At 59.1% G+C, this 11,204-nt stretch carries 12 protein-coding genes; 5 read left to right on the top strand and 7 right to left on the bottom strand.

Annotated features, from left to right (window positions below):
* The 4 genes from ACGVKB_RS10375 to ACGVKB_RS10360 form a co-directional block, all read right to left on the bottom strand.
* Positions 1-214: hypothetical protein (locus ACGVKB_RS10375; RefSeq protein ID WP_392351659.1), on the bottom strand; the 214-nt coding region annotated here is incomplete at its 3' end.
* 141 nt (positions 215-355) lie between these two features.
* Positions 356-760 (bottom strand): hypothetical protein, encoded by a 405-nt coding sequence (locus tag ACGVKB_RS10370; protein WP_392351658.1) that lies wholly within the window; start codon positions 758-760, stop codon positions 356-358.
* 32 nt (positions 761-792) lie between these two features.
* The gene (locus ACGVKB_RS10365) at positions 793-3,240 is read right to left on the bottom strand and encodes a ligase-associated DNA damage response DEXH box helicase (protein WP_392351662.1); all 2,448 of its coding nucleotides are present in this window, start codon (positions 3,238-3,240) and stop codon (positions 793-795) included.
* Positions 3,241-3,450 (bottom strand): DUF350 domain-containing protein, encoded by a 210-nt coding sequence (locus ACGVKB_RS10360; protein ID WP_392351657.1) that lies wholly within the window; start codon positions 3,448-3,450, stop codon positions 3,241-3,243.
* A 56-nt stretch (positions 3,451-3,506) separates the two neighbouring features.
* Between ACGVKB_RS10360 and ACGVKB_RS10355 the strand changes: the two genes are divergently transcribed.
* Genes ACGVKB_RS10355 through ACGVKB_RS10340 form a run of 4 tightly spaced genes read left to right on the top strand, consistent with a single transcriptional unit; the run spans position 3,507 to position 6,944 of the window.
* Complete coding sequence (locus ACGVKB_RS10355; RefSeq protein ID WP_392351656.1) at positions 3,507-4,532, top strand: hypothetical protein; 1,026 nt, start codon at positions 3,507-3,509, stop codon at positions 4,530-4,532.
* Positions 4,532-4,768: a hypothetical protein gene (locus ACGVKB_RS10350; protein WP_392351655.1), complete on the top strand. Its 237-nt coding sequence runs from the start codon at positions 4,532-4,534 to the stop codon at positions 4,766-4,768. The genes ACGVKB_RS10355 and ACGVKB_RS10350 overlap by 1 nt, the downstream gene beginning before the upstream one ends.
* Positions 4,765-6,309, top strand: a complete 1,545-nt coding sequence (locus ACGVKB_RS10345; protein WP_392351654.1) for a polyamine aminopropyltransferase — start codon at positions 4,765-4,767, stop codon at positions 6,307-6,309. The genes ACGVKB_RS10350 and ACGVKB_RS10345 overlap by 4 nt, the downstream gene beginning before the upstream one ends.
* A gap of 29 nt (positions 6,310-6,338) precedes the next feature.
* Complete coding sequence (locus ACGVKB_RS10340; RefSeq protein WP_392351653.1) at positions 6,339-6,944, top strand: DUF4178 domain-containing protein; 606 nt, start codon at positions 6,339-6,341, stop codon at positions 6,942-6,944.
* Here ACGVKB_RS10340 and ACGVKB_RS10335 read toward each other — a convergent pair.
* Positions 6,929-8,608 (bottom strand): ATP-dependent DNA ligase, encoded by a 1,680-nt coding sequence (locus tag ACGVKB_RS10335; RefSeq protein ID WP_392351652.1) that lies wholly within the window; start codon positions 8,606-8,608, stop codon positions 6,929-6,931. The two genes, ACGVKB_RS10340 and ACGVKB_RS10335, sit on opposite strands and share 16 nt — an antisense overlap.
* A 32-nt stretch (positions 8,609-8,640) precedes the next feature.
* Between ACGVKB_RS10335 and ACGVKB_RS10330 the strand changes: the two genes are divergently transcribed.
* On the top strand, positions 8,641-9,393 hold the full coding sequence (locus tag ACGVKB_RS10330; RefSeq protein ID WP_392351651.1) for a YdcF family protein: 753 nt from the start codon (positions 8,641-8,643) through the stop codon (positions 9,391-9,393).
* Here ACGVKB_RS10330 and ACGVKB_RS10325 read toward each other — a convergent pair.
* Both ACGVKB_RS10325 and ACGVKB_RS10320 read right to left on the bottom strand, forming a co-directional pair.
* A complete protein-coding gene (locus tag ACGVKB_RS10325; protein WP_392351661.1) occupies positions 9,378-10,100 on the bottom strand; it encodes a GAF domain-containing protein in 723 nt (240 codons plus the stop codon). The genes ACGVKB_RS10330 and ACGVKB_RS10325 overlap by 16 nt on opposite strands.
* Before the next feature lie 71 nt (positions 10,101-10,171).
* Positions 10,172-11,200, bottom strand: a complete 1,029-nt coding sequence (locus ACGVKB_RS10320) for a ligase-associated DNA damage response exonuclease (RefSeq protein ID WP_392351660.1) — start codon at positions 11,198-11,200, stop codon at positions 10,172-10,174.
* Positions 11,201-11,204: the final 4 nt, after the last annotated feature.

The following is an 11,204-nucleotide window of genomic DNA, read 5'->3' as shown; positions in this document are numbered from 1 at the left end:
AGTTCCTGCCGATGTTTCGTCTTCGTTGCTTGTTCTTGTATTTTTTCTGATAGAGCCTTATATACTCGGTCTCATGCCATTCCAAGCCCTCGCAAAAATGTTGGTAGGTGGCTTTTACGTGTTTGCATGTCTCGAGGGATTTCCCCCTTTGTAAGGCTTGATCGTGAACGATGATCCCGACATACCGCCTCTTGCCATAGGTTCGGGCTGTCATGGACCTCGGTGTGTTTGGTATTGATTTCTTGCGACCGACCTTTAAAAAGTGACTGATATTTGCTGGGTTGACGTGTAGAAGCATTCTCCTGTGTGTTGCTCAGTGGTCTGTTGAGATTGTTTTTAATGCGTTCTGATTGATTCAGGGTTTTTGTTTTCCTGATTGACAGCGTTGGCATGCGCTGATTTTATTTTTATGGTCGTCAGATAATGTCAAGAGGTATGGTTCGACGTCGAATTCATAGCCGCAATTGCATGACACGTGGTATTTAAGTTTTTTTGATTTGGCTAGCTTTTTGATCAATGTGATCTTGCCAAATTTTTGACCTGGTTTGAATGCCTCCAGTGATTTGCCTCCTTCGGCAACCCTGTCAACCTTGGCTTTCATGAGGGCATTGCGAACCGACGTTTCGCTCCCTTTGCCAATGATCCTGGCAATCTGGGCGAACGATCGCCCTTCGTCGAGATAGAGGCGTTTGATTTCGTGGACTTCGCTGTCTTTAAAGCCTGATTTGCTCCCCACTCGCGTCCCTGCGCTGTCGGCCACCAGTATCTCAGCCCTCACTTCGGCCGCAGGACTCAGCCTTCACGGCGAACGGCTTCGTCCCTCATGCGCTGCACCCTTTCCAGCACTGATTCATTGCTCATTCGGTTGTTCAGTCGTTCCACCAACAGTGGAAAGGCCAAGGGGCTTGGCCTTGGGGTCTGTGCATGCACCCATTCCTGGGTTGCGCTGCGCTCCAGCGCAGCTTCAAGTCGATCCAGTTCCAGCTGGTCCTCGAGCACTTCCCGCTGGGCTTGCTTCAGCAATCGGTTGTCGGGTTCATGGCGGCTGAAGACATCGAACAGAAGCGATGCACTGATCTGAAGTTGACCTGCACTTTTGCTGGAGCCGGGGAAGCCCCGGTTCATCAGTCCCGCAATCTGCGCGATTGCTCGAAACCGTCGTCTTTGCAGTTCCGAAAGATTCAGTGCCTTCTGTAGGTCTTGAGCAAGGTTTTGACGTTCCAGCAGTCGATCGGCATGGTCTTCCACCAACTCGGCCATCGGATAACTCTTCGGTGCCAGAAGCTCGAAGCCGTAGTCATTGACCGACACAGTGATCGTCCCCCGTTCCAGTTGGGTCAACCTTGAGGCCCAGAGAAAACCGATGCCTTCATGCACGAAGCGGCCCTCAAAGGGATACGCAAACAGATGGCTGCCTTCCCGGGTGCGGCAGGTCTCGATCAGGAGCTGATCGGCGCGGGGCAGGACCGACAGGTCTTGCTGCCGTTCAAACAGTGGTTGCAACGCCTGTAATTCCGGGGTGTCCAGCTCGCCCCGTTGGGCCCGGTCCACCTCCCGCCTCAGGTGATGGGTGAGGAGATCGGACAAAGCCATTTGCCCCCCGGCCCACGCCGGAACGGTTCGCGTTTTCCTGGCGCTCAGCTTGACGTAGGCCGTCATTTCGCGCAGTCGCACAAATTCAAGCTGACGGCCTGCAAAGAAGAAAACGTCCTTGGGCTTCAGTTGACCGATGAAGGTCTCCTCCACATGGCCGAGAACAGCTCCGCGGACAAACCGCACCGTGATCGCCGGCGCAGCGGTAATCGTGCCGATATTGAGCCGGTGCAATCGTGCGATGGATGCGTCACGCACGCGATAGCGCTGACCATCGACATCCCATTCCAGCTTTCGATAGCGCGGATAGGCGGTGAGACACTCTCCGCCCTGTTCCAGGAACAACAGGCACCATGACCAGTCGTCGTCGCTGAGTCCACGGAATGCTGCGGCGGTTCGGATCGCGCTGAGCGTTTGTTCTGGATTGAATCCCGGTCCACAGGCCAGTCCTGTGAGGTGTTGTAGCAGCACATCCAATGGTGCCTGCGGTGGTTTTCGCTGTTCCACCAGCCCGTCGTCTAGTCCGCGTCGCACTGCACTGAGTTCGAGCAGCTCGAGCGCATTGGTTGGCATGAACAACACCTGGGAGGTTCCTCCTGGGAGATGCGCTGAGCGGCCTGCGCGTTGCAGCAACCGCGCCAAATTCTTCGGGCTGCCGATCTGCACCACCTGCTCGACCGGTTGGAAGTCGACCCCGAGGTCGAGGGAGCTGGTGCAGACGACCCAGCGGATCTCTCCGGCTTTCACCGCTGCTTCGATCGATTCCCGTTCACTGCGGTCAATGGCGCTGTGATGCAAGGCCATCGCCCCGTCCATTTCAGGACACGCGAATCGCAAGCACTGATGCCAGCGTTCCGATTGATTGCGGGTGTTCGTGAACAGCAGCGTGCTGATGCCTGGATTGAGCGCCGCCACCAAGTGTTCGTACATCCGCAGGCCGAGGTGACCAGCCCACGGAAAGCCGTCAATGCTGTCCGGAAGAATGCTGCGGATTTCGGTGGCTCGGGCGGGAGCTCCGCCAATGATCACCGGTTCTGTTTCGGTTCCCAGGGCGTGCAGCGCAGCCTGCTTGAGATTGCCAATGGTGGCGCTAATCGCCCAGGTCTGCAGATCAGGGCACCGTTGCCTGAGCCAGCTCAGGCCGAGTTCTGTTTGGCTCCCGCGCTTGCTCCCCATCAGCTCGTGCCATTCGTCCAGCACGACGGTCTCCAACCCTGAAAAAAAATCGTCGGCCTTGGGATGACTCAGGAGAAGGCTCAGCGATTCAGGGGTTGTAATCAGAATGTGAGGAGGTGATTTGAGCTGTTTGCTGCGGTCGCTGCTGCTGCTGTCGCCGTTGCGAATGCCGACACGGAATGGCCAGCCCATCGCTGCGATCGGCTCCCGGATCGCCAGGGCGAGATCACGGCTGAGGGCCCGCAATGGCGTCAGATACAACAGCCGCATTCCGGTCCGTTCCGGATCGGTCGCCAACATGCGAGCCAGTGGCCCCATCACCGCGGCGAAGGTTTTCCCCGACCCGGTGGGGACCTGAATCAACCCACTGGATCCGTTGAGATAGGCCTGCCAGGTGTCGCGCTGAAACTTCAGCGGTTCCCAGCCCTGGCGCTCGAACCAGGCCTCGATGGGATCAAGAGCGGCGTTCAGTTAGGTCACCAGAAGCGTGACGACAACGGATGAGATGGCCAGGATCACGGCAGCCACCACAAAACCAGCGGCGACGTTGCCTTTGCGAATCTCCGCCCGGTAATCAATCGGTGTTAACGCATCAAAGAGAGCTGTTGCTCCAAAGATCAACACCACACTGAAAGCTGCCCAGCCGACCATGTTGACGGCCTGGAGAACAATCGAATTCATTGGGAGCTGTCAACAGCATCGGGCTTACGCTAACGCCACCTGGCGATCAATCCCCGTTGGCCGCAACGTCTGATTCGCACACCGCGCGGCCACTCCTCGTGCTTTGGCTGCTGGCTGTTCCTTTTCTGTTGTTGATTGCCGCAGGTGGCAATCGCAGTTTCCGCGGTGAGGTGTTCCTTCCGGCCACCGGAGAGGCGATGCGCACGACGCCCTTCAAGCTCAACCAGGGCTGGTTCGGTGCTCCACGGATTGCCTTGAAGGTCCGTCAACCGATCAATTCCTCTTCCCTTATCAATGTTGAGCTCCTCAACGATCAGGACCAGGTCGTTCTGAGTTTTCACAAGGACACGTGGCGTGAATCCGGCACCTGGTCTGAAGGTGGGGAAAGTGGCAGCTGGGATGAACAAGACACAGACCTGAACACCGAGTTCAGGCCCGGACAAGACGGAACCTTCCGGTTGCGCCTCTCGTTGGAGGACTACATCAACAGCCGCAGTTATGCGGCGCGTCAGGTGACAGCACCGGGCAGCAACCTTCCGGTGTTGGTCGAGATTTACACCAACACCCTCGACCCGGGTCTTCTGGTCGGCACCAGCGTTGTTCTACTGCTTGGTTTCGGGATTTATTGGTGGTACGAATATGCACCGAAACGTGTTCTGCGTTCCTTCACTAGAAATGAGACAAACCTCGCTCTGACGGAATCGTTTCCCGATCAAGCGATGTTGAAGGTGACTTTTGGTGCGCGCTACGAGGAGCCCGACCATCCCGTGCAAACACGCTCTCAGTCTCAGACATCGTTTTTTTGTCCGGTTTCGCTGAGCATCACCGATGCCTGGGGAAACAATCTGGTGGTGCGTCGGGAGTCACTGCTGCTCAATGCCTTCCAGATTGGTGAAGATGATCAGGGGTTTCGCGGTGAGCAGTCCCTTTACTTCAAGCTCAAAACAACTCGACGTCTGCGATGTCGGATTGAAGTGCCGGAGCAATTGGATCGTGGGGTGATCGAATTGGAGCGTCTTTCGCTCACCGTGACGGAACTCACTCGAACAATGGGCGCCAAGACCATGGAGGAACTGGCCTGATGGAACGACCGCTCCTGCTGCTGATTTTGCTGTCGATCCTGGGCCTCGGTGCGGTCGGAGCCGTCCGGCGTCCACTGCTGTGGAGTCTTGATCAGGACGGTACCCCCCAACGCAGTTCATCCTCTGGCGTGTATTACGGCGGTCGCCGCTCCGGGGGGGTCTGGATCAGCAGCTCCCCCAACGGACGCAATCGCGGTGGATCCTTTGTCGGCCGCGGACCCCGTGGGGTGAAGTGACACCGCTGCGGATCAGTTCCACGCAGGCACGACTGCTGCTGTTCACCGTCTGTCTGTCGTCAGCGGTCAGCCTGGTGTTCGAATTAATGGTGGTCACGCAGGCCACCTACCTGGTGGGTGATGCCACCTTGGCCACCGGAGTCGTGGTGGGCACCTTTCTGGCGGCCATGGGGCTCGGTGGTTGGGTGTCACAGTTTCTGGCCACTGGCTCGGATCCATCCCGCAGCTTGTTGCGCACTCTGCTCTGGGTGGAACTGGTGCTCAGTCCGGTTTGCCTGCTGGGTCCGTTGGGACTGTTTGCCTTATTTGCGATTGATGGATCGGTTTGGTTGGCGGTTGTTCTGCTGACGGTGATGGCTGGAGCCCTGGCTGGCATGGAACTCCCCCTGTTGACCCGTTTGTTGGAGACGCAACAGGATCTCCGGGTGGCGTTGGCCCGGGCGCTGGCTCTGGACTACCTCGGCTCACTGCTGGGAGCCTTGGTCTTCCCCCTGGTGTTGCTGCCGCAGCTCGGACTGCTGCCAACCTCGGCTCTGCTTGGTCTTTTGCCTCTGGCCAGTGGGGTGCTGCTCTGCTGGACCTTCCCTTCCCTTTGGCGCTGGCGCTGGCCCGTCTCCTCGCTGCTGCCGCTCATGGCCCTTTTGGGGCTATGGGTGGCTCCGTTGGGTGATCGGGTGGAGAGCTGGTTGTACGACGATCCAGTCATTTTTCGTCAGCAGAGCCGCTACCAACGCCTCGTGCTGACGCGTCGCCGTCGCGATGTGCGTCTTTACCTCGATGGTCAGCTCCAGTTCTCAAGCCTGGATGAGTACCGCTATCACGAAGGTTTGGTGCATCCGGCCATGGCCCGCCATGGCCGGCCTGGGCGGGTTCTTCTGCTCGGGGCCGGTGATGGTCTTGCCCTCCGGGAAATTCTGCGCTGGCCCAGCGTTCAGACGGTTGATCTGATTGAACTGGACCCAGCTGTTTTATCCCTGGCCCGTCGCCATCCTCTGGTGCAACGCTTGCATCAGGGCAGCCTCGATGACCCTCGACTGACCGTTCACCACGGCGATGCCTTCCAGTTGTTGGAGCAGTTGGAGGGATCCTTTGATGTCGTGATCGCTGATTTCCCCGATCCTTCCACCCCTGCCTTGGCCAGGCTCTACAGCGTCGGCTTCTACGGACGGCTGCAACATCACGTGAACAAGGGTGGTGTGTTTGTGACCCAGGCCTCCACGCCGTTCTTCACCCCGGATGTGCTGGCCTCGATCGAGGCTTCACTGCAGCAGCTGAGTTGGTCGACCCGCGGCTATAGCGTCACCGTTCCAAGCTTTGGTCCCTGGGGGTTTGTGATGGCCCAACGGGACAACGATGTCAAGACACCTGGATTTGCTCCGCTCCCCTTTCAAGGCCGCTGGATCAGCGACCGCTGGCTGGCGCAGTTCCCCGAGCTTCCCGTTGATCTTCGCCCCGATCCCGGAGCACTGATTCGGCCCAACAGGCTGGTTCAGCCTGTGCTTGTGGACTACCAGCGCCATGGGCGCTGGACTGGGATCTGATCTAACGTCCATTCAGGCGCCTGACTGCAATGACCGGGACATTGATGGTCTTGCTGCTGCTGTTGCTCGCGGTCATTGCCTTCATCGGCGTGCAACGTCGTGCAGCCCGGTCCCGACAGCAGGTGGAGACCAACCGTGAATTGACCCTGTTTGACCTTCGGGTCGGCGACATCGTTCAACACGACGCCACAGACTGGGTTGTTGAGGATCGCCTGGTCTATCGCCAGGGCGAATTCAGTTGGTTGGAGTACCTGCTGAGAGACGACGACCGATCGGTTTGGTTGGTGGTCAATGAGGATGACAACCTGGTGGTGACGTTGGAGCACGAGATCGAGCTTCCTCTGTCACTGGATGCCAAGCCTCCGTCGCAGCTGGAAGTGGATGGTCGGGTCTATCGCCTCAGCGAGCGCGGCACAGCGGATGTCACCGCAGAGCAGCGACGTGTCAATCGCCGCCTGGGGGCCTGTCAATTCTTTGACTACCGCTCCGGATCATCAGCGGTGTTGAGTATTGAACTGTGGGGTGGCCGTGCCGGTGAAGCTGGCGAATTGGAGGTAACGGTCGGCGAGCGGATTCGTCCCCTCAGCCTGAGTCTTCTGCCCGGTGATGGGCAATCGGTTTATCGCCCCAGCTGACGTTCCCGGATCAGCGCTTCGGCTGTCGTGATCTGATCGGCTTCCGCGGCAGGTTTGTCCTGGCGCCAGCGCAGAATCCTGGGAAAGCGCACGGCTAACCCTGATTTGTGGCGTTTCGATGGGTGGATTCCTTCGAAGGCCAACTCAAAGACCTGCTCCGCCTTGACCGACCGCGTCGGCCCAAAACGCTCCAGTGTGTTGCGTCTGATCCAGCGGTCCAGTTCCAGGATTTCTGTGTCGTTCAGGCCGGAGTAAGCCTTGGCAAAGGTCACCAGTTGCTGTCCTCCGTCGGCATCATCCCGCCAGAGTCCGAAGGTGTAATCCGTGAACAGATTGGCCCGACGTCCGCTGCCCGCCTGGGCATAGAGCAGAACGGCATCGAGGGTCATCGGCTGCAATTTGTGCTTCCACCAGTGACCGCGTTTGCGTCCGCTCAGATAGGGCGAATCTCGGTGTTTCAGCATCAGTCCTTCGGCGCGATGCTCTCCGGCTCGATCCCGTTCGTCGTTCAGCTCGGTCCAGCTGCTGAGCGGCCAGCTTGGACTGACGGCCAGCCGCCAGGCATCGGGGTGATCGAGGCTTGAGATCAGCTCCGCGAGTTGTTGTTGCCGCGCGATCAGGGGACGCTCGCGCTGGTCTTGGCCGTCGTGCTCTAACAGGTCGTAGGCGATGAAGCGCGCCGGACACTCGCGTCTGAGTGTTGGTCCCACCTGCTTGCGCCCCAGCCGACGCTGCAGCACATCAAAGCCCAGCGGTGTTGATGCCCCTTGCGCCCAGCAGATCACCTCACCATCGAGAACCGTTCCGTCGGGCAGGGCTTCGGCAACGGCCACCAGTTCGGGAAAGCTGTCGTTCATCAGCTCTTCTCCGCGGCTCCAGAGGTAACAGCCCTCTCCGCGGTGAATGAGTTGTCCCCTGATTCCATCCCACTTCCACTCCAGTTGCCAGTGCGTGGGATCGTCCTCCTCCAGGCGTGTCGGGTCCAGCGGGCTCGCCAGGAAAAACGGATACGGCGTGCCATCGGAGCGGGCTTCCGCCGCATCGGCTTCAGCGCTCAGGCGTTCAAAGGCCGCCACCGTGGGTTCAAAGCCACCCATCAACCGTTGCACCACAAGAGTTTCGTCCAGTGCGAAGGCCTGGGCAATGGCACGGCTGATCAGGCCGGAGGAGACCCCAACTCGGAATCCTCCGGTCAGGAGTTTGTTCACGACGTAATGCTGGTGATCCGGCACGTGTTGCCACAGGGCCAGGATCGCGTCGGTCTGGTCGTTCCCTTTGAGCGAACGGATCGCTGGCAGACAGCACTCCATCCACCAATGCAGGGGTTGCTCACGGCCCAGCTCGGAGAGTGGCTCAGGTCGCTGACGGGGTTGGATGGCGTCGCTGACGGTCGGCCACAGCAGGCTGATCGTTTCGGCGGAGTCGCCGACCTGCGCATAGCAATCGGCGATCAACCACGCCGGAAGCTGGCTCTCCTCGGCGAGAACCTCACGCAGGCGTCGACCGGTGATCAGGCGTCGTCGCTTCTTCCCCAGCAGCAACACCAGGGCCCAGGCTGCATCAGCGACCGGGGCTTGCTTGAAGTGGGCGGCGAGTGCTGCCACCTTGGCCTTGGTTCCGTTGACGCGGTCCAGTTGATCCAACAGGTCCTGAAAGGCCTGCATGCCAAGGCTGCAAGTGCAGTCATCCTGTCGAGATGGGATACCTGCTGTCGAAAGTTCTGCCACTCGTCGTGCTGCCGCTCGGGTTGGCCATGGTTCTGCTGGTGGCGGCATGGTTGGGGCGACGCCGTTGGCCGCTGGCTGGAGCCTTGGCCGTGCTGGGGCTGTTCAGCACAGGACTGGTGTCCCAACTGCTTTGGCGAAGTGTTGAATATCCCTGGCAGCGCAAGACCGTCGATGCCGCATCGACGGCAGCGGCGATTGTTGTTCTCAGTGGAGGACGTCACGCCGCGCCTGGTCTGGATCGGGTCAGCGAATGGCATGACCCGGATCGCTTTCTGACCGGTGTGGCGCTCTTCAAGGCCGGTCGGGCTCCGCGGTTGCTGTTCACCGGAGGACAGAGTCCCTATCAGCGGGGTTCGCGACCTGAGGGCCAGATCTATCTCGATGAGGCCCAGACCTTGGGTGTTCCGCCATCGGCTATGGCATCCACAGGGATTGTGGTGAACACAGCCGAAGAAGCCAGAGCGGTGCGTGCTCTGCTGCCCGGCCAAAACCGACGAATCCTGTTGGTGACCAGTGCCTTTCACATGCGTCGTGCCCAGCGACTGTTCGAGCGGGAGGGGCTGACGGTGCTGCCCTTCCCGGTTGATTTCCAGGCCAGGGGGCGCTGGGCGGGAGCGATTTGGCGAGATCCACTGATGTGGCTCCCCAGTGCCGGTCATCTTGATGGCAGTTCCAGGGCACTGAGGGAGTGGATCGGGCGATTGGTTTATCGCATCTGGTGATCATCTTTTTCCGGAAGATTGATGTCCGGGAAATGTTCACTCATGCAGGATTGGCAGATTCCATGGCTGAAATTTAAGGTGCTGTGTTGCATCATGAATTGGTCAAAGGGCTTCCATGTTCCCTTGTGGTCCTTGACGCTTCTGCAATAGCTACAGGTTCTAATGAGCCCCTGGTTGTTGTGCATCCTGCAGAATTCTTCCATCAAGGCAAAGGAGCGTTTTCTGAGCTCCAGCTGAACCACCACTTGATTGGCGAGGCTCTGCATGATTTTGAATTGTGTGTTTGTGAGTGATTTCGGGATGCGATCGATCACGCACAGGGTTCCCAGCCGATCCTCGGTTGGGGTCTCCAGCGGAAAGCCCGCATAAAGGCGGATGTGAGGTTCTTCGGTGACCAGGGGATTGTCCTTGAATCTCTGGTCAAAAAGAGCATCTTCCACAACCATGGGGTCGGGATTGAGAATGGTATGGGCACAGAAGGAGATATCTCGAGACGTCTCATTGACCGCAACTCCAACTTTCGATTTGAACCATTGACGTTCTCGATCCACGAGGGAGATCAAGGCGATGGGAACATTGCAGGCCAGAGCAGCGATTCGGGTGATGTTGTCGTATGACTCTTCCGGGCGTGAGCCCAAAATTCGGTATTCACTCAGTGCCTTGAGGCGTTGTTCTTCATTGATGGGCTTGCAGGCAACTTCATGCATGGCTTTGCGCTGCAAGATCTGTTTAATTGCTAACTCCTTCCACCGCGACGTTCAATGAATTTGCCTAAAGATTAAGAAACTATTGATGTGGTTTCGTGAAGCTCCGGTGAGGCCGGCATCTCCTCGTCTCCAAACAGGGTGTCCAGTGGCTCGGCGTCGATCGACTCCACCTCTTGGAGATACCTCGCTAGGACGTCGCTCTGCCCGTGGGTGACGTACACCTTGCGGGCGCCGGATTCACGAATGGTCCTGATCAGGCCGGGCCAGTCGGCATGGTCGCTGAGGATGAATCCACGTTCGTATCCCCTTCGCCGTCGCGCTCCCCGCACGGCCATCCAGCCTGAGGCAAAGCCGGTTTGCGGGGCTCGGAACCGGCGCATCCAGCTCGAGCGATGGGCGGAAGGGGGCGCCAGGATCAAACGTCCTGCCAGCGACTCGGAGCGGGGGATGTCGCTCACGGGTCGGCTGGGTGTCATCGGCACCTCGGCCTCCCGGTAGTGGCGTGTGACTGTTTCCACGGCGCCATGGAGCAGCACGTCCTCTTCAACACCGATGGCGTTCAGCTCGGCCATCAAGCGCTGGGCCTTGCCGAAGGCGTAACAGAACAGGATCGAGGCGCGGCTTTGGTCTCCTTTCCACCAGTTCAAGATGTCTCGGGCGACGTCGGCCCCGCTTTGCCAGCGATAGATCGGCATGCCAAAGGTGGCTTCCGTGATCAGCACATCGCAGGGCACCGGTTCAAAGGGGGTGCAGCTGGGATCCGGATCGCGTTTGTAGTCGCCGGTGATCACCCAAACGGCACCGTCGTGCTCAAGGCGGATCTGAGCTGATCCGAGGACGTGCCCAGCACTGTGGAATGACACCCGGCATTGTCCAAGCCAGATGGCTTCGCCGTAGCGCACCGGGTGCAGCCGAATGTCCTGACCGAGTCGCTGACGGAGCACCCCTTCGCTGCTGCCGATCGCCCAGTACTCGCCGCACCCTGCTCGGGCATGGTCGGCATGGGCATGGGTGATGAGGGCCCGAGGCACAGGACGCCATGGATCGATCCACGCATCGGCGGCACGGCAATACAGCCCCTCGGCGGTGCGTTCAATCAGCGGC

Source organism: Parasynechococcus sp. (genome assembly GCF_042954325.1).
In the GTDB taxonomy this organism is placed as follows: Bacteria; Cyanobacteriota; Cyanobacteriia; order PCC-6307; family Cyanobiaceae; genus Parasynechococcus.
Note: the sequence above shows the minus strand (reverse complement) of the source record. Positions and strands in the feature narration are given on the sequence as shown.

Coding starts and splice junctions, on each gene's coding strand:
- ACGVKB_RS10330 (WP_392351651.1), top strand. CDS start 8,641: ATGGGATACCTGCTGTCGAAAGTTCTGCCACTCGTCGTGCTGCCGCTC.
- ACGVKB_RS10325 (WP_392351661.1), bottom strand. CDS start 10,100: ATGCATGAAGTTGCCTGCAAGCCCATCAATGAAGAACAACGCCTCAAG.
- ACGVKB_RS10350 (WP_392351655.1), top strand. CDS start 4,532: ATGGAACGACCGCTCCTGCTGCTGATTTTGCTGTCGATCCTGGGCCTC.
- ACGVKB_RS10360 (WP_392351657.1), bottom strand. CDS start 3,450: ATGAATTCGATTGTTCTCCAGGCCGTCAACATGGTCGGCTGGGCAGCT.
- ACGVKB_RS10335 (WP_392351652.1), bottom strand. CDS start 8,608: ATGCAGGCCTTTCAGGACCTGTTGGATCAACTGGACCGCGTCAACGGA.
- ACGVKB_RS10340 (WP_392351653.1), top strand. CDS start 6,339: ATGACCGGGACATTGATGGTCTTGCTGCTGCTGTTGCTCGCGGTCATT.